The organism is Streptococcus mitis (genome assembly GCF_946190335.1).
In the GTDB taxonomy this organism is placed as follows: domain Bacteria; phylum Bacillota; class Bacilli; order Lactobacillales; family Streptococcaceae; genus Streptococcus; species Streptococcus mitis_CH.
In genome coordinates this window covers 403,867-420,950 of the sequence record NZ_CAMHZN010000001.1, presented here as the reverse complement: position 1 = coordinate 420,950, position 17,084 = coordinate 403,867, and the positions used below count along the sequence as shown (strand labels likewise).

At 42.4% G+C, this 17,084-nt stretch carries 17 protein-coding genes; 15 read left to right on the top strand and 2 right to left on the bottom strand.

What is annotated here, in order from left to right; genetic code table 11:
• Positions 1 to 2: 2 nt before the first annotated feature.
• The 5 genes from pstB (N8O43_RS02185) to N8O43_RS02165 all read left to right on the top strand — a co-directional run bounded on the left by pstB (N8O43_RS02185) (position 3) and on the right by N8O43_RS02165 (position 3,737).
• On the top strand, positions 3 to 806 hold the full coding sequence (gene pstB, locus N8O43_RS02185) for a phosphate ABC transporter ATP-binding protein PstB (RefSeq protein WP_000049848.1): 804 nt from the start codon (positions 3 to 5) through the stop codon (positions 804 to 806).
• 12 nt (positions 807 to 818) lie between these two features.
• The gene (gene pstB / locus N8O43_RS02180) at positions 819 to 1,577 is read left to right on the top strand and encodes a phosphate ABC transporter ATP-binding protein PstB (protein WP_261089281.1); all 759 of its coding nucleotides are present in this window, start codon (positions 819 to 821) and stop codon (positions 1,575 to 1,577) included.
• Positions 1,578 to 1,588: 11 nt separating this feature from the next.
• Positions 1,589 to 2,242 (top strand): phosphate signaling complex protein PhoU, encoded by a 654-nt coding sequence (gene phoU / locus N8O43_RS02175; protein ID WP_000946460.1) that lies wholly within the window; start codon positions 1,589 to 1,591, stop codon positions 2,240 to 2,242.
• Positions 2,243 to 2,333: 91 nt separating this feature from the next.
• Positions 2,334 to 2,801 (top strand): NUDIX hydrolase, encoded by a 468-nt coding sequence (locus N8O43_RS02170; RefSeq protein WP_001106783.1) that lies wholly within the window; start codon positions 2,334 to 2,336, stop codon positions 2,799 to 2,801.
• A gap of 120 nt (positions 2,802 to 2,921) precedes the next feature.
• The gene (locus tag N8O43_RS02165) at positions 2,922 to 3,737 is read left to right on the top strand and encodes an ABC transporter substrate-binding protein (protein ID WP_261089280.1); all 816 of its coding nucleotides are present in this window, start codon (positions 2,922 to 2,924) and stop codon (positions 3,735 to 3,737) included.
• 19 nt (positions 3,738 to 3,756) lie between these two features.
• Here N8O43_RS02165 and N8O43_RS02160 read toward each other — a convergent pair whose 3' ends face one another.
• Positions 3,757 to 5,028 (bottom strand): aminotransferase-like domain-containing protein, encoded by a 1,272-nt coding sequence (locus N8O43_RS02160; protein ID WP_261089279.1) that lies wholly within the window; start codon positions 5,026 to 5,028, stop codon positions 3,757 to 3,759.
• Positions 5,029 to 5,169: 141 nt separating this feature from the next.
• Between N8O43_RS02160 and budA the strand changes: the two genes are divergently transcribed.
• The 10 genes from budA (at position 5,170) to alaS (ending at position 15,421) form a co-directional block, all read left to right on the top strand.
• Complete coding sequence (budA, locus tag N8O43_RS02155) at positions 5,170 to 5,901, top strand: acetolactate decarboxylase (RefSeq protein ID WP_125454691.1); 732 nt, start codon at positions 5,170 to 5,172, stop codon at positions 5,899 to 5,901.
• Positions 5,902 to 5,910: 9 nt separating this feature from the next.
• Positions 5,911 to 6,663 carry a YhfC family intramembrane metalloprotease gene (locus tag N8O43_RS02150; protein WP_261089277.1) on the top strand — a complete coding sequence of 251 codons (753 nt, stop codon included), beginning with the start codon at positions 5,911 to 5,913 and terminating at the stop codon, positions 6,661 to 6,663.
• 111 nt (positions 6,664 to 6,774) lie between these two features.
• Positions 6,775 to 7,680 (top strand): UDP-N-acetylmuramate dehydrogenase, encoded by a 906-nt coding sequence (murB, locus tag N8O43_RS02145; RefSeq protein WP_261089275.1) that lies wholly within the window; start codon positions 6,775 to 6,777, stop codon positions 7,678 to 7,680.
• Between the two features lie 159 nt (positions 7,681 to 7,839).
• Positions 7,840 to 8,997 carry an ABC transporter ATP-binding protein gene (locus N8O43_RS02140; protein ID WP_261089273.1) on the top strand — a complete coding sequence of 386 codons (1,158 nt, stop codon included), beginning with the start codon at positions 7,840 to 7,842 and terminating at the stop codon, positions 8,995 to 8,997.
• Positions 8,978 to 9,784 (top strand): ABC transporter permease, encoded by an 807-nt coding sequence (locus N8O43_RS02135; protein WP_000753801.1) that lies wholly within the window; start codon positions 8,978 to 8,980, stop codon positions 9,782 to 9,784. Before N8O43_RS02140 ends, N8O43_RS02135 begins: the two co-directional genes overlap by 20 nt.
• Positions 9,781 to 10,554 carry an ABC transporter permease gene (locus N8O43_RS02130; protein ID WP_000712742.1) on the top strand — a complete coding sequence of 258 codons (774 nt, stop codon included), beginning with the start codon at positions 9,781 to 9,783 and terminating at the stop codon, positions 10,552 to 10,554. Before N8O43_RS02135 ends, N8O43_RS02130 begins: the two co-directional genes overlap by 4 nt.
• Positions 10,551 to 11,621, top strand: a complete 1,071-nt coding sequence (locus tag N8O43_RS02125; protein WP_261089271.1) for an ABC transporter substrate-binding protein — start codon at positions 10,551 to 10,553, stop codon at positions 11,619 to 11,621. The genes N8O43_RS02130 and N8O43_RS02125 overlap by 4 nt, the downstream gene beginning before the upstream one ends.
• A 149-nt stretch (positions 11,622 to 11,770) precedes the next feature.
• Complete coding sequence (locus N8O43_RS02120) at positions 11,771 to 12,022, top strand: hypothetical protein (RefSeq protein WP_261089270.1); 252 nt, start codon at positions 11,771 to 11,773, stop codon at positions 12,020 to 12,022.
• A gap of 273 nt (positions 12,023 to 12,295) precedes the next feature.
• Complete coding sequence (locus N8O43_RS02115) at positions 12,296 to 12,781, top strand: LURP-one-related/scramblase family protein (protein ID WP_261089269.1); 486 nt, start codon at positions 12,296 to 12,298, stop codon at positions 12,779 to 12,781.
• Between the two features lie 21 nt (positions 12,782 to 12,802).
• Positions 12,803 to 15,421, top strand: coding sequence for an alanine--tRNA ligase (gene alaS, locus N8O43_RS02110; RefSeq protein WP_261089268.1), 2,619 nt, complete (start codon positions 12,803 to 12,805; stop codon positions 15,419 to 15,421).
• Between the two features lie 89 nt (positions 15,422 to 15,510).
• Here the strand turns inward: alaS and N8O43_RS02105 are convergent, their stop codons facing one another.
• Complete coding sequence (locus tag N8O43_RS02105; RefSeq protein WP_261089267.1) at positions 15,511 to 16,965, bottom strand: alpha-amylase; 1,455 nt, start codon at positions 16,963 to 16,965, stop codon at positions 15,511 to 15,513.
• Positions 16,966 to 17,084: the final 119 nt, after the last annotated feature.

Genomic DNA, 17,084 nt, shown 5'->3' with positions numbered 1-17,084 from the left:
CCATGTCAAAATATAATTGGGATGAAAAGCATATCATCACCTTTCCTGAAGAGAAAGTGGCCCTCTCTACTAAGGATTTACATGTTTACTACGGTAAAAATGAATCCATCAAGGGCATCGATATGCAATTTGAAAAAAATAAAATTACAGCCTTAATTGGCCCTTCTGGTTCAGGGAAATCAACCTACCTCCGCAGTCTCAATCGTATGAATGATACCATTGATATTGCCAAGGTAACAGGTCAAATTCTCTATCAAGGGATTGATGTCAACCGTCCAGAAATCAACGTTTATGAAATGCGTAAGCACATTGGGATGGTCTTCCAACGCCCAAATCCCTTTGCCAAGTCTATCTATCGTAATATCACTTTTGCCCATGAACGTGCAGGGGTTAAGGACAAGCAAGTCTTGGATGAAATTGTGGAAACTTCTCTCCGTCAAGCTGCCCTTTGGGACCAGGTCAAAGATGATTTGCACAAGTCGGCCTTGACCCTATCAGGTGGTCAGCAGCAACGTCTCTGTATCGCTCGTGCTATCTCTGTTAAACCAGATATCCTCTTGATGGATGAGCCGGCATCAGCCTTGGATCCGATTGCGACAGCCCAGCTGGAAGAAACCATGTTGGAGTTGAAGAAGGATTTTACCATTATCATCGTGACCCATAGCATGCAGCAGGCTGCGCGTGCTAGTGACTACACAGGATTCTTCTACTTGGGTGATTTGATCGAGTACGATAAGACGTCTAATATTTTCCAAAATGCTAAGTTGCAGTCAACCAATGACTACGTAACAGGACACTTTGGATAGAAAGGAAACAGTATGAAAGAAGCGATTTTACAGGTGTCAGACCTGTCCGTTTACTACAATCAAAAGAAGGCCTTGAATAGTGTTTCCCTATCTTTCCAACCTAAGGAAATTACAGCCTTGATCGGTCCATCTGGATCAGGGAAATCAACCCTCCTAAAGGCTATCAACCGCATGGGTGATCTCAATCCAGAGGTAACCACAACTGGTTCAGTAGTTTATAATGGTCACAACATCTACAGCCCACGTACAGATACAGTTGAATTGCGGAAGGAAATCGGTATGGTTTTCCAACAACCAAACCCCTTCCCTATGTCTATCTACGAAAATGTTGTTTACGGGCTTCGTATCAATGGAGTGAAGGATAAGCAGGTTCTGGATGAAGCGGTAGAAAAGGCCCTACAACGAGCTTCTATCTGGGATGAGGTCAAGGATCGCCTGCATGATTCAGCTATCGGGCTTTCAGGTGGACAACAACAACGTGTCTGTGTTGCCCGTGTCTTGGCAACCAGTCCTAAAATCATTCTCTTGGATGAACCGACTTCAGCCTTGGACCCTATCTCGGCTGGTAAGATTGAGGAAACCTTGTATGGTCTAAAAGATAGATATACCATGCTCTTGGTTACACGTTCTATGCAACAAGCCTCTCGTATCTCTGACAAGACAGGATTTTTCCTAGATGGAGATTTAATTGAGTTTAACGATACCAAGAGGATGTTCCTCAACCCACAACACAAGGAAACAGAAGATTATATTTCAGGAAAATTTGGATAAGGAGATAAATGATGTTACGTTCTCAATTTGAGGAAGATTTAGAGAAATTGCACAACCAGTTCTATGCTATGGGACAAGAAGTGCTATCCCAAATCAATCGGACAGTGCGTGCCTTTGTTACGCATGACCGTGATTTGGCCAAGGAAGTCATCGAAGACGATGCAGAAGTAAACGAATACGAAGTGAAATTGGAAAAGAAATCATTTGAAATGATTGCCCTTCAACAACCCGTTTCTCAGGACTTGCGTACTGTTTTGACAGTCTTGAAGGCTGTATCTGACTTGGAACGTATGGGTGACCATGCCGTTTCCATTGCAAGAGCAGCAATTCGTATGAAAGGGGAGCAACGCATTCCAGCTGTTGAAGAAGAAATCAAGAGAATGGGTCGCGATGTCAAGAACTTCGTCGAAGCAGCCCTTGAACTCTACCTGAATGGTTCAGTTGATCAGGCCTATGAAGTAGCAGCTATGGACGAAAAAATCAATCATTATTTTGATAGCATTCGTGACTTGGCTACAGAAGAAATCAAGAAAAATCCAGATGCCATTGTTACAGGTCGTGATTATTTCCAAGTGATTGCCTTCTTGGAACGCATTGGAGACTATGCCAAGAATATCTGTGAATGGGTTGTTTACTTTGAAACAGGTAAGATTGTCGAACTATAAAGTATTCAAAGGATAAAATTATTGTGAAAGCTTACTTTTTAATACAGTAAGCTTTCATTGTATAGATAGTTTACTTTGTCAGAGGTGAATAATGAACTACATACAGAATATCAGAAAAAAAGTTGGAAAAGATAAAATTATTTTAAATTTTACCTGTGGAATATTAAGTCAATCAGGAAAAATTTTATTACAAAAACGAGCAGATAAAGGAACGTGGGGATTACCAGGTGGTGCTCTTGAATTAGGAGAATCGGCTTTAGAAGCTTTAGTGCGAGAGTTTTATGAAGAAACAGGAGTCGAAGTGAGGGTGGAAAAACTCTTAAATGTTTATACAAAATATTCAGACAGTTATCCGAATGGTGATGAGGCTCAAGTTCTTACAATCTTGTATTTAGTTTCATCTGAAACTTCTATCTCTACAAATTTTTTTACAAGTGATGAAACTTTAGAATTAGGATTTTTTGATCATAGTGACATACAAAATATTGCAATTGTAAACCAGCAGCATCAAGATATGATAAATGATTTTTTTGAAAATAAGTTCCCAATAGATAGATAAACTAACCACTGTATTTCTATTTTTTAGTAAATATATTTTATGAAAATGTAAGAAAAACACTTGACAAGCAACTTAGATAGCGTTATAATTATACAAAATCAACAGAGAGGTTGTTTATTTATGAAATCAAAAAAATGGATATTTGTTTTATGTAGTTTTCTTGCAAGTTTCTTCTTAGTAGCTTGCCAGTCAGGTTCTAATGGTTCTCAGTCAGCTGTTGAAGCCATTAAGCAAAAGGGGAAATTAGTTGTGGCGACTAGTCCTGATTATGCACCTTTTGAATTTCAGTCTTTAGTTGACGGAAAAAATCAAGTAGTCGGTGCGGACATTGATATGGCCCAAGCTATCGCTGATGAACTTGGGGTGAAGTTGGAAATTTCAAGCATGAGTTTTGATAATGTCTTGACCAGTCTTCAAACTGGTAAGGCTGACCTAGCAGTTGCAGGAATTAGCGCTACTGACGAGAGAAAAGAAGTTTTTGATTTTTCAATCCCTTACTATGAAAACAAGATTAGTTTCTTGGTTCGTAAGTCTGATGTAGAAAAATACAAGGATTTAACTAGCCTTGAAAGTGCTAATATTGCGGCCCAAAAAGGGACTGTTCCAGAAGCTATGGTCAAGGAACAATTGCCAAAAGCTCAATTGACTTCCCTAACCAATATGGGGGAAGCTGTCAATGAATTGCAGGCTGGAAAAGTAGATGCTGTTCATATGGATGAGCCTGTTGCGCTCAGTTATGCTGCTAAAAACGCTGACTTAGCTGTCGCAACTGTCAGCTTGAAGATGAAGGATGGCGAAGCTAATGCAGTTGCCCTTAGAAAAAATAGTGCTGATTTGAAAGAAGTGGTTGACAAGGTCATCCAAAAACTCAAGGATGAAGGAACTTACCAAAGCTATCTTGAAAAGGCAGCAAGCCTAACAGAAGTTGAACAATAAAAAAAAGCAGAGTTGGAGGTCATTCCAATTCTGCTTTTAAATAGTTTAAAACATTTTCCAGGTTCTCTAAGGACACCTTGGCAAATTGATAAGGGCAGGCATCCAAGTAAGCCTTCTCAAAGAAGTCCAATTTCAGCTGACTGTGTTTGAGACTAGCAATTTTAGGATACTGTCTGAGGTCTAGCAATAAACCATCATGAAGCGGAAAGTGAGGAAGGGGACAAGGTTTTTTAGCTAGTCTTTCCTCAATCTGTTTTTGGTAAGCTTCCTGATTGGATAAGCGAGCTAGCCGGTTTTTCTCAAACAGTTGACTATCAATATAAAGTGACAGGGCCTTTTGCATGATAAGGTTGCTATCGTAATCTAGGATATTTTTGTAGGCGACAAAGGCTTCTTTGATAGCATTTGGAAGGATGAGTGCCGTTATCCGCAGGGCTGGAAAGAGGCTGGTTGAGAAGGATTTGATATAAATGACGCGCTCCTCTGTATCTAGATAGTGGAAGGTCTGGCCCTTCTTGGAGTCCAAATCACCTAGATAGTCGTCCTCTACGATATAGACACCATACTTGGCAGCTAAGTCAAGAATAGCCCGTTTGTCCTGCTCTGAATAGGAATGCCCCAGAGGATAGTGAAAACGAGGAATGGTGTAGAAAAACTTAATTTTTCCTGTTTTGAAGTGACCTTCCAGCTCCTCCAAGTCAATCCCATCAATGCCTCGTTCAATCGTTTGATAGTCTAATCCTTGAGCAATCAAGAGTCGATTCATCCGATGATAGGTCGGTTGTTCCACCAAGATTTCCTTGGCTTGGCTAGGAAAGGATATTTGAGAGAGGATAAACAAGGCTTGCTGGGTTCCAGAAGTCAGTACCAGTTGGTCTGCCTTGCAGTAGAGGGCTTGGTCAAAGAGGAGTTTATGAACAGATTGTCTGAGCTCTTCAAGACCTTCTTGGTTGTCATAGTAGTTGAAGAGGTAGTTTTCCCGGCCAATCAAGGTTTCATTGATACAGAGTCGGAAATCGTCATAGGCACTGGCATGTTCGTCAGTGACTTCGATTTCTAGATCCTGGTGTTGCCCTTGTTCTAGGACATAGTAACCACTCTGAGGCTTGGCATAGAGGTATTGTTCGTGCCGTAATTCCAACAGGGCCCTCTGGATGGTGTCCTTGCTGCAGTGAAAGTCAAGGCTCAGTTGACGGATAGAAGGCAGGCGACTACCCGTTGGAAAACGTCCAGACTCTATACCTTTTTTCAGATAGGAAACAACCTCTTGGTACTTGCTTTGTTTCTTCATTCCAGACCTCCCTTGATTTTGTTACATTGTACCTTTTTTTTTCTTTCTTGGCAATGTATAGAGTGTTTCTCTCGTTCACATATAAAGCTAAATGTGGTATACTTAGGAGTAACATTTATAGAATAACAGACAAGAAAGTGAATGGATAAGAACGTGCAGGAACCAGTGAAATTATTTCAATACAATACCCTTGGAGCCTTGATGGCAGGCCTTTATGGTGGTACTATGACAGTAGGAGAATTGCTGGAGCATGGTGACCTTGGTTTGGGAACCTTGGATTCCATTGATGGAGAATTGATTGTCTTGGATGGCAAGGCTTATCAGGCCAAAGGCTCAGGAGAGCAACCGGAAATTGTAGAAGTGTCACCAGATGCCCTTATTCCTTACGCAGCAGTGGTACCGCATCAGGCAGAGGTCATTTTCCGCCAGCGCTTTGAGATGACAGACAAGGAATTGGAAGAACGGATTGAGTCTTATTATGATGGAGAAAATCTTTTCCGCTCAATTAAGATTCGTGGCGAATTTTCACATATGCATGTGCGCATGATTCCCAAGTCAACACCAGATACCAAGTTTGCTGAGGTCGCAACTCGTCAACCGGAATATAGTCGTGACAATGTGGCGGGGACCATCGTTGGTTTCTGGACGCCAGAGATTTTCCATGGAGTTAGTGTGGCAGGCTATCATCTACACTTCATCTCAGATGATTTGACCTTCGGTGGGCATGTCATGGACTTTGTCATCAAGGAAGGGATTATCGAGGTGGGAGCGGTTGACCAATTGGATCAACGTTTCCCAGTCCAAGACCGTCAATACTTGTTTGCTAAGTTCAATGTTGACGAGATGAAAAAAGATATTGAAAAGGCGGAATAGGAGAAGAAAATGACCATTCATATTATCATTACCATGGTGCTGTTGCTGGCTTTCTTGATAGGGAGCATTTGGTATGCCAAAAAGAAATACCAGATTAATCTAGCTGTCTTGGGCTTGGGGGCTGTTGCCTTCTTTGTCTCTTCACAGATTTTAGAAAAAATGGTGCATATCTTGGTTTTACATCCTCAAAAAGACGATAGTATTGCCCTCTTGCAAGACCATCCGCTTGTCTATATCATCTATGGCCTAGCCATGGCAGCATTTTTTGAGGAAACTGCTCGTCTTATTTTCTTCAAATGGCTGGAGAAAAAGAGAAGTTTGGAAAAGGCAGATGCCTTGGCTTATGGATTGGGGCATGGTGGCTTGGAGTTGATTTTCCTAGGCCTTACTAGTTTGATTAATCTCTACATCGTTCTCTCAGCAGTTCAAACGCAAAATCCACAGGTTATGCAATTGCTGTCTGAAAATATGTTGAAAACTATTCAGTCGCTATCAGTCTGGCAGATTTATTTGCTTGGTTTTGAGAGAATCTTGGCGCTAGGATTCCAATTGCTGTTGACAGTTTGGGTTTACCAAGCTGTTCGCCAGAAGAAATGGACTTATCTCCTAGCAGCTTATGGCCTACATGCCTTCTTTGACCTGGCACCATCTCTTGCCCAAGTTGGCTGGTTGACCAATCCAGTCTTGGTTGAAGTTGTCCTAGCACTTGAACTTGTTCTGCTTGCCTATGGAACAAAGGCTATCTTTTGCAAAAAATCATAAAGAGAGGGGGAACCTCTTTTTTTGTTTAAAATAAGCTCAAGATTTTTTTAGGGTCGTCAAATGGTCTTAAAAATGGTATAATGGAATGAATTTTGTAAAAGGAAGAGTGTCATGTTAGTAAAAGAAAAAATGCTTGAAATCTTAGAAGGGATTGATATCCGTTTCAAGGAACCCTTGCAAACTTATAGTTATACAAAAGTAGGTGGAGAGGCCGATTATTTGGTCTTTCCACGAAATCATTTTGAGTTGGCTCGAGTTGTTAAATTTGCCAATCAAGAAAATATCCCTTGGATGGTTCTTGGAAATGCTAGCAACATCATTGTTCGTGATGGTGGGATTCGTGGATTTGTTATCTTGTGTGACAAGCTCAACAACATTTCCGTTGATGGCTATACCATTGAAGCAGAAGCTGGTGCTAACTTGATTGAAACGACACGTATTGCCCTTCGTCATAGTTTGACTGGTTTTGAATTTGCTTGTGGCATTCCAGGGAGCGTTGGCGGTGCTGTCTTTATGAATGCCGGTGCCTATGGTGGCGAGATTTCCCATATCTTACAGTCTTGTAAGGTCTTGACTAAGGACGGAGAAATCGAGACCCTGTCTGTCAAGGACTTGGCTTTTGGTTATCGCCACTCAGCCATTCAAGAGTCTGGTGCAGTTGTCTTGTCAGCTAAATTTGCCCTTGCTCCAGGAAGCCATCAGGTTATCAAGCAAGAAATGGATCGCTTGACGCATCTACGTGAACTCAAGCAACCTTTAGAATACCCATCTTGTGGTTCAGTCTTTAAGCGTCCAGTTGGTCATTTTGCAGGTCAATTAATTTCAGAAGCGGGACTTAAGGGCTATCGTATCGGTGGAGTAGAAGTATCAGAAAAACACGCAGGTTTTATGATTAATGTTGCTGACGGAACGGCTAAAGACTACGAGGACTTGATTGAGTCTGTTATCGAAAAAGTCAAGGAACACTCTGGCGTTACTCTTGAGAGGGAAGTCCGTATTTTAGGAGAAAGCAAGTAGGAAGCTGTAGTTGAAAAGCTGCTGCTATGTCATGGAAAGGGGGTGAAAGCCTATCGCTAGTGCAGAAGAATGTAGGCAGTTCAATCTCCTACACGAGGTAGTGGCGGCCTGACAGAGCCCTGATCTGTTAATCTATGAAAAAGAAGGAATAAATGACAATTGAAAAAACCAATTATTGAATTCAAAAACGTCTCTAAAGTTTTTGAAGACAGCAACACCAAGGTTCTCAAAGACATCAACTTTGAGTTGGAGGAGGGGAAATTTTATACCCTTCTAGGCGCATCTGGTTCAGGGAAATCAACCATCCTGAACATCATTGCAGGTTTACTGGATGCGACGACAGGAGATATTTTGCTGGACGGTGTTCGTATCAATGATATCCCGACCAACAAGCGAGATGTCCATACGGTCTTCCAATCTTATGCCTTGTTTCCACATATGAATGTGTTTGAAAATGTTGCCTTTCCACTTCGCTTGCGTAAGATTGACAAGAAAGAAATCGAGAAACGCGTAACGGAAGTTCTTAAGATGGTTCAGTTGGAAGGTTATGAGAAGCGTTCCATCCGTAAACTCTCTGGAGGGCAACGCCAGCGTGTGGCCATTGCCCGTGCCATCATCAATCAACCTCGTGTGGTTTTGTTGGATGAGCCCTTGTCAGCGCTGGACTTGAAATTAAGAACAGACATGCAGTACGAACTGCGTGAACTGCAACAACGATTGGGGATTACCTTTGTCTTTGTCACTCACGATCAGGAAGAAGCTCTCGCCATGAGTGACTGGATTTTTGTTATGAATGATGGCGAGATTGTCCAATCAGGAACACCTGTGGACATCTACGATGAGCCGATTAACCACTTTGTTGCCACCTTTATCGGTGAGTCAAATATCTTGCCAGGAACCATGATTGAGGACTACTTGGTTGAGTTTAACGGCAAACGCTTCGAAGCAGTCGATGGGGGGATGAAGCCAAATGAACCTGTTGAAGTCGTGATTCGTCCAGAGGACTTGCGCATTACTCTTCCTGAAGAAGGCAAGCTCCAAGTTAAGGTGGATACCCAGCTCTTCCGTGGGGTTCACTATGAAATTATCGCCTATGACGAACTTGGAAATGAATGGATGATTCACTCGACCCGTAAGGCCATCGTGGGTGAGGAAATCGGTCTGGACTTTGAACCAGAAGACATCCACATCATGCGCCTTAACGAAACTGAAGAAGAGTTCGATGCTCGCATCGAAGAGTACGTGGAAATCGAAGAGCAAGAAGCAGGTCTGATCAATGCAATCGAGGAGGAAAGAGATGAAGAAAACAAGCTCTAAACTCTTTGTAGTACCCTACATGCTTTGGATTGCCCTCTTTGTGTTGGCACCCTTGGTCTTGATTTTCGGACAATCCTTTTTCAACATCGAAGGTCAGTTCAGTTTAGAAAATTACAAATCCTACTTTGCGTCACAAAACTTGACCTATCTTAAAATGAGCTTTAACTCTGTGCTTTATGCAGGAATTGTGACCTTTGTAACCCTCCTTATCAGCTATCCGACAGCCCTCTTTTTGACCCGTCTCAAGCACCGTCAACTCTGGCTCATGCTGATTATCTTGCCAACCTGGATCAATCTGCTCCTCAAGGCCTATGCCTTTATTGGGATTTTTGGTCAGAATGGCTCTATTAACCAATTCTTGGAATTTATCGGAATCGGTTCGCAGCAGTTGCTCTTTACTGATTTCTCCTTTATATTCGTCGCAAGCTACATCGAGCTTCCCTTTATGATTTTACCGATTTTTAATGTCTTGGACGATATGGATAACAATCTCATCAATGCCAGCTATGACCTCGGTGCGACCAAGTGGGAGACCTTCCGTCATGTCATCTTCCCTCTGTCGATGAATGGTGTGCGAAGTGGGGTTCAATCCGTCTTTATCCCCAGTTTGAGTCTCTTCATGCTGACCCGTTTGATTGGTGGGAACCGCGTTATCACCTTGGGAACGGCTATTGAGCAAAACTTCCTAACCAATGACAACTACGGTATGGGTTCTACCATCGGTGTGATTCTCATCCTGACCATGTTCATCACCATGTGGGTGACCAAGGAAAGGAGAGAACGATGAAAAAATTTGCCAACCTTTATCTGGGACTGGTCTTTCTTGTCCTCTACCTGCCGATTTTTTACCTGATTGGCTATGCCTTTAATGCAGGCAACGACATGAACAGCTTTACAGGCTTTAGCTTGAGCCATTTTAAAACCATGTTTAGCGATGGTCGTCTCATGTTGATTGTGACTCAGACCTTTTTCTTAGCCTTCCTATCAGCCTTGATTGCGACCATTATCGGGACTTTTGGTGCCATTTACATCTACCAGTCTCGTAAGAAATACCAAGAAGCCTTTCTATCACTCAATAATATCCTCATGGTTGCGCCTGACGTTATGATTGGTGCCAGCTTCTTGATTCTCTTTACTCAACTCAAGTTTTCACTTGGCTTTTTGACCGTTCTATCTAGCCACGTGGCCTTCTCCATTCCTATCGTGGTCTTGATGGTTTTGCCTAGACTCAAGGAAATGAACGGCGACATGATTCATGCGGCCTATGACCTTGGAGCCAGTCAATTTCAGATGTTCAAGGAAATCATGCTTCCTTACCTGACTCCGTCTATCATTGCAGGTTACTTCATGGCCTTTACCTATTCGCTAGATGACTTTGCTGTGACCTTCTTTGTAACGGGAAATGGCTTTTCAACCCTGTCAGTCGAGATTTATTCTCGTGCTCGTAAGGGGATTTCGCTAGAAATCAATGCCCTGTCTGCCCTTGTCTTTCTCTTTAGTATTATCCTAGTTGTAGGCTATTACTTTATCTCACGTGAGAAGGAGGAGCAAGCATGAAAAAACTCTATTCATTTTTAGCAGGAATTGCTGCGATTATCCTGGTCTTGTGGGGAATTGCGACGCATATAGATAGTAAAATCAACAGCCGAGATAGTCAAAAACTGGTTATCTACAACTGGGGTGACTATATCGATCCAGAACTCTTGGAGAAATTCACAGAAGAAACAGGAATCCAAGTACAGTACGAGACCTTTGACTCCAACGAAGCCATGTATACCAAGATCAAGCAGGGTGGAACGACTTATGATATTGCTATCCCAAGTGAATATATGATCAACAAGATGAAGGACGAAGACCTATTGGTACCGCTTGACTATTCAAAACTTGAAGGTCTTGAAAATATCGGACCAGAGTTCCTCAACCAGTCCTTTGACCCAGGCAATAAATTCTCCATCCCTTATTTCTGGGGAACCTTGGGAATTGTCTACAATGAAACCATGGTAGATGAGGCGCCTGAGCATTGGGATGACCTTTGGAAACCAGAGTATAAGAACTCTATCATGCTCTTTGATGGGGCGCGTGAGGTATTGGGACTCGGGCTTAACTCGCTTGGTTACAGCCTCAACTCAAAGGATCCACAGCAGTTGGAAGAGACAGTAGACAAGCTCTACAAGTTGACTCCAAATATCAAGGCCATCGTTGCGGACGAAATGAAGGGTTACATGATTCAGAATAATGCTGCTATCGGCGTGACCTTCTCTGGTGAAGCCAGCCAAATGCTAGAAAAAAATGAAAATCTACGCTATGTGGTACCGACAGAGGCCAGCAACCTTTGGTTTGACAATATGGTTATTCCCAAAACAGTCAAAAACCAAGATGCCGCCTATGCCTTTATCAACTTTATGTTGAAACCCGAAAATGCTCTCAAAAATGCAGAGTATGTCGGCTATTCAACACCAAACCTACCAGCTAAGGAATTGCTCCCAGAGGAGAAAAAAGAAGACAAGGCCTTCTATCCAAATGCTGAAACCATGAAACACCTAGAAGTTTATGAGAAATTTGACCATAAATGGACAGGAAAATATAGCGACCTCTTCCTACAGTTTAAAATGTATCGGAAGTAGGAGTGGAACATAAGAAAACGAATCAGTTAAGCTGGTTCGTTTTTTATGTAAAAGGCAATTTTTATAAAGGTATCTTTTTCTATTCTAGTTGCTTATTTTCTTGCCTAGTAGTATACTAAGCTTAACCTTACAGAAAGCGGTAACAAATAATGGAAATGTCTACTTTTTTCAAAAAAAGTTTCTGGCCAACCTTTTTGACTGTTCAGCAAACTGTTATACTATTCTATCTCAAGAATGGTTTGGAACGACAATACCTAACAACTGAGTCTATATATTTGGTGATAGGAAACTTTATATTTGCAAATATTTGCGTAGCCATCTTTAGCAATTCGAAAACTTGGGATAAAAGTTGGGATAAAAAGAAAAATGGCAGTAAGAAAAAATATATCCTGAAAAAGTAAGCAGAGATGTAGAGAATGGGTTATTTAAATGGGGATCATTTCCAGTTGACGCAGACTTAAAAAAACGATATAATAAGAAAGTTGAGAATTGATTTTCAGTTGTCTTAGTCCAGAGAAATGGCGGTGCTGCAAGCCATCTAAGCTAGAAAATCATGCTACTCAATCATACAATTGCATAAGAATAAGAGAATGACAAGTTCATTGAATGAAGGTGGTACCGCGGTTTTTCGCCCTTCGTGATATGAGCTTGTCTTTTGATTTTTGGAGGTGTTGATGAAAACATTTCTTGTCAAACAAAAGTTTCGTCTTGGAGGCGAACGCTTCGCTATCAAGGATGACAGGGGAGAAATCGCCTATCAGGTGGAGGGATCATTTTTTAAGATTCCTAAAACCTTTACCATCTATGATGCGGCTGGTCAACAAGTCAGTGAGATTAGTAAGGAGATTTGGACTCTACTTCCTCGTTTTGAGATTCAGCTTCAGGACGGGTCGAGTTTTGTCATTCGCAAGAAGTTGACCTTCTGGCGAGATAAGTATGAGTTTGATAATCTAGGTCTTCGTATCGAGGGCAATATCTGGGATTTGAATTTCAAACTACTGGATGATCGCGATCAGTTGATTGCGGAAATCAGGAAAGAACTCTTCCATCTGACCTCTACCTATACCGTAACCGTTCTTGAGGACGCTTATGCAGACCTAGTCATTTCTCTCTGTGTCGCGATTGACTATGTGGAAATGCTGGAAAGCCAATCACATTAAACAAGTAAATAAGGAGACAATATGAAACAACTATCTAGTGCACAAGTACGCCAAATGTGGCTTGATTTCTGGGCGACCAAAGGTCACTCAGTAGAACCATCAGTGAGTTTGGTTCCTGTAAATGATCCAACACTTTTGTGGATTAACTCTGGGGTAGCAACCCTTAAGAAATACTTTGATGGGACTATTATCCCTGAAAATCCACGTATTACCAATGCCCAAAAGGCCATCCGTACCAACGACATCGAAAACGTAGGGAAGACTGCACGTCACCATACCATGTTTGAAATGTTGGGGAACTTCTCTATCGGTGATTACTTCCGTGACGAAGCCATCACTTGGGCTTATGAGCTTTTGACAAGTCCTGAATGGTTTGATTTCCCAGCTGAGAAACTTTACATGACCTACTATCCAGACGATAAAGATTCTTACAACCGCTGGATTGAAGTGGGAGTGGACCCAAGTCACTTGATTCCTATTGAGGACAACTTCTGGGAAATCGGTGCCGGACCTTCTGGGCCAGATACAGAAATCTTCTTTGACCGTGGAGAAGCATTTGACCCAGAAAATATCGGTATTCGCCTTCTTGCAGAAGATATCGAAAACGATCGTTACATCGAAATCTGGAACATCGTTTTGTCACAATTTAACGCGGATCCTGCTGTTCCTCGTAGCGAATACAAGGAATTACCACACAAAAATATTGATACGGGCGCAGGTTTGGAGCGTTTGGTGGCGGTTATCCAAGGGGCTAAGACAAACTTTGAAACTGACCTCTTTATGCCGATTATCCGTGAAGTTGAGAAATTGTCTGGTAAGGTTTATGACCAAGATGGCGACAACATGAGCTTCAAGGTCATCGCTGACCACATCCGTTCTCTTTCATTTGCCATCGGTGATGGTGCCCTTCCAGGAAATGAAGGTCGTGGTTATGTTCTTCGTCGTTTGCTCCGTCGTGCTTCTATGCACGGTCAAAAATTGGGGATCAACGAGCCTTTCCTTTACAAACTCGTTCCAACTGTTGGAAAAATCATGGAAAGTTACTACCCAGAAGTGCTTGAAAAACGTGACTTTATCGAAAAAATCGTTAAGAGCGAAGAAGAGTCATTTGCTCGTACTCTTCACTCAGGTCAACATTTTGCCCAAGGTATCGTAGCAGACTTGAAAGAAAAAGGTCAATCTGTCATCGCTGGTTCAGATGTCTTCAAACTTTACGACACTTATGGATTCCCAGTTGAACTGACTGAAGAAATCGCTGAAGAAGCTGGTATGACTGTGGACCGTGAAGGATTTGAAGCAGCCATGAAAGAACAGCAAGAACGTGCGCGTGCATCAGCTGTTAAAGGTGGCTCAATGGGTATGCAAAACGAAACCCTCCAAAATATCACAGTGGAGAGCCACTTTAACTATGAAGCATCACAATTGTCTTCTAAATTGGTAGCTATCGTGGCTGACAATGCAGAAGTAGAAGCTGTATCTGAAGGAACTGCCTCTCTTATCTTTGCGGAAACTCCATTCTACGCTGAGATGGGTGGACAGGTGGCTGACCATGGACAAATCTTGGACGAGTCAGGTAAGGTCGTGGCTACTGTGACAAATGTTCAAAAAGCACCAAACGGACAAGCTCTTCACACTGTTGAAGTCCTTGCACCGCTTGCCTTGAACCAAGAATATACCTTAGCAATTGATACAAATCGTCGTCACCGTGTCATGAAAAACCACACTGCGACTCACTTGCTTCACGCTGCCCTTCACAATATCCTTGGAAACCATGCGACACAAGCAGGATCTCTTAACGAAGTTGAGTTCCTTCGTTTTGACTTTACCCACTTCCAAGCAGTAACTGCTGAAGAATTGCGTGCGATTGAACAGCAAGTCAACGAGAAAATTTGGGAAGCTCTTGAAGTTAAGACAGTTGAAACGGATATTGACACTGCCAAGGAAATGGGAGCTATGGCTCTCTTTGGTGAGAAATACGGCAAGGAAGTCCGTGTTGTTACTATCGGTGACTACTCTATCGAGCTTTGTGGTGGTACCCACGTTGGTAATACTTCTGAAATTGGTCTCTTCAAGATTGTCAAAGAAGAAGGTATCGGATCAGGAACTCGCCGTATCTTGGCAGTGACTGGTAAGGAAGCCTTTGAAGCCTACCGTGAACAAGAAGACGCTCTTAAAGCTGTTGCGGCAACCCTGAAAGCACCTCAACTTAAAGAAGTTCCTCACAAGGTAGAAGGACTTCAAGAACAACTTCGTCAACTGCAAAAAGAAAATGCTGAGTTGAAAGAAAAAGCCGCAGCTGCAGCCGCAGGCGACATCTTTAAGGATGTGAAGGAAGTCAACGGTCATCGTTACATTGCTAGTCAAGTGTCTGTATCAGATGCCGGTGCCCTTCGTACCTTTGCGGACAATTGGAAACAAAAAGACTACTCTGATTTGCTTGTTCTAGTTGCCGCTATCAGTGACAAGGTGAACGTTCTTGTAGCTAGCAAGACAAAAGATGTGCATGCAGGAAACCTTGTCAAAGAATTGGCTCCAATCGTCGATGGACGTGGTGGTGGTAAACCAGACATGGCCATGGCAGGAGGAAGCAACCAAGCTAAAATCCAAGAACTCTTGGATGCCGTAGCAGGTAAATTGTAAGAAAACAAAGATCTATCCATTTGGGTAGGTCTTTTTGTGATTACAAAAAAGCCAAATCCGATTGGATCTGACTTGATTATCATTATCTGTTAGATTGTATTGGCTGCCCAGACACTTACTGAAGCAGCTGAGACAGGGAATTGTCCATAACCTTCTTCATCAATTGTGACTTGACCTTGGTGGTTTTCAAGTAAATCTACAAAGGTTTGGTTAGCCCATTCTTGGCCGACAAACATTGACTTGCTATTTTCTTGGTCATTTGAAATCAAGACTGCGATTGGGGATTGATTTTCAGCACCTGAACGTACCCAACCGATACAGTTAGCGTCGTCAAAGTAGTCTGTTTGTTCTCCATATGCCAAGTCTTTTCGGATGGATAGGAGACGGTCAAGGACTTCTTTGAAATCTTCTTGGGCGTATTTACCAGAAATACCATAGTAGTCTCCGTAAAAGACACATGGAAGGCCATTTTGGCGTAATAGAATGAGGACATAGGCTGCTGGTTTGAACCATTCTTCAACAGTCGACTCAAGGGCTTGTCCTCGTTGGGTATCGTGGTTGTCGACAAAGGTTACAGCCTTGTCGGGCTTGAGTTCTACCAAGCTATCTGTGAAAATGTTACGAAGGTCGTAGTTGGAACCTGCTCGACTAGCATCAAAGAGATTCTGGTGGAGACGAACATCGACAAGGTCAAAGCGTTCCTCCGTTTTTTCAAGATAGTCTAGATTGGCTTCCTTATCGGGATTCCAAAATTCACCAAAAACATAGAAATCCTCACCGTATTTTTCCTTCATATCGCGGATGAAATTGCGCATAAAGAAGGAGTCGATGTGTTTGACGGCATCCAAGCGGAAACCAGCTACACCAGTCGTTTCCATGAACCACTCAGCCCAGTCATAGATATTTTTGATGACTTCAGGATGTTTAAAGTCTAGGTCTGCATACATGAGGTAGTCGTAGTTGCCGTTTTCATTATCGACCAATTCCTCGTTGGCCCAGCCCTTGTTGTCTCCTTGAATCAGATAAATCCCGGATTTACGGCGTTTGGCATCATAATCAGTACCTGTGAAGTGGTACCAGTGCCAGTGGAAGTCATTGTAGGTATCTTGGCGACCATCGAAGGTAAAGCTAGTCCATCCATTGATGGTGAAGGGTTCTCCAAGTTCCACTGTACGGTCTACAGGGTCCACTTCGATAACCTGAAAGGCTTCCATGTGATCAGCAGCAGCCTTGTGATTGAGCACCACATCGGCCATAGGCTGGATTCCCTGTTCTTTTAGAGCTTGAATGGCTTGAAGATAGTCTTCTTTAAAACCATACTTGGTGCGGACAGTTCCTTTTTGGTTAAACTCGCCTAGGTCGAATAAGTCATAGACCCCATAGCCGACATCTTTTTCATTGGTAGCCTTAAAAGCTGGTGGCATCCAGACATGGCTGATCCCCAGATCAGCTAGGTGTGGAGCATCTTCAGCCAGACGCGTCCAGTGCTGACCGTCGTGGGGCAGATACCATTCAAAGTATTGCATGAGTGTTTGATTTTGCATGATGTTTCCTCTTACTTGTCAATCTTGTTCTTTATTCTATCATAAAGTATTGGTTAGCTCAAACGTTTGCGTAAAACTGAATAATAAGTTTTTGACTATTTTATATAAAATGTTGATTT

Excerpts from the sequence above, each read along its gene's own strand:
- pstB (WP_000049848.1), top strand. The coding sequence starts at position 3 with ATGTCAAAATATAATTGGGATGAAAAGCATATCATCACCTTTCCTGAA.
- pstB (WP_261089281.1), top strand. The coding sequence starts at position 819 with ATGAAAGAAGCGATTTTACAGGTGTCAGACCTGTCCGTTTACTACAAT.
- phoU (WP_000946460.1), top strand. The coding sequence starts at position 1,589 with ATGTTACGTTCTCAATTTGAGGAAGATTTAGAGAAATTGCACAACCAG.
- N8O43_RS02170 (WP_001106783.1), top strand. The coding sequence starts at position 2,334 with ATGAACTACATACAGAATATCAGAAAAAAAGTTGGAAAAGATAAAATT.
- N8O43_RS02165 (WP_261089280.1), top strand. The coding sequence starts at position 2,922 with ATGAAATCAAAAAAATGGATATTTGTTTTATGTAGTTTTCTTGCAAGT.
- N8O43_RS02160 (WP_261089279.1), bottom strand. The coding sequence starts at position 5,028 with ATGAAGAAACAAAGCAAGTACCAAGAGGTTGTTTCCTATCTGAAAAAA.
- budA (WP_125454691.1), top strand. The coding sequence starts at position 5,170 with ATGGATAAGAACGTGCAGGAACCAGTGAAATTATTTCAATACAATACC.
- N8O43_RS02150 (WP_261089277.1), top strand. The coding sequence starts at position 5,911 with ATGACCATTCATATTATCATTACCATGGTGCTGTTGCTGGCTTTCTTG.
- murB (WP_261089275.1), top strand. The coding sequence starts at position 6,775 with ATGTTAGTAAAAGAAAAAATGCTTGAAATCTTAGAAGGGATTGATATC.
- N8O43_RS02135 (WP_000753801.1), top strand. The coding sequence starts at position 8,978 with ATGAAGAAAACAAGCTCTAAACTCTTTGTAGTACCCTACATGCTTTGG.
- N8O43_RS02130 (WP_000712742.1), top strand. The coding sequence starts at position 9,781 with ATGAAAAAATTTGCCAACCTTTATCTGGGACTGGTCTTTCTTGTCCTC.
- N8O43_RS02125 (WP_261089271.1), top strand. The coding sequence starts at position 10,551 with ATGAAAAAACTCTATTCATTTTTAGCAGGAATTGCTGCGATTATCCTG.
- N8O43_RS02120 (WP_261089270.1), top strand. The coding sequence starts at position 11,771 with ATGGAAATGTCTACTTTTTTCAAAAAAAGTTTCTGGCCAACCTTTTTG.
- N8O43_RS02115 (WP_261089269.1), top strand. The coding sequence starts at position 12,296 with ATGAAAACATTTCTTGTCAAACAAAAGTTTCGTCTTGGAGGCGAACGC.
- alaS (WP_261089268.1), top strand. The coding sequence starts at position 12,803 with ATGAAACAACTATCTAGTGCACAAGTACGCCAAATGTGGCTTGATTTC.
- N8O43_RS02105 (WP_261089267.1), bottom strand. The coding sequence starts at position 16,965 with ATGCAAAATCAAACACTCATGCAATACTTTGAATGGTATCTGCCCCAC.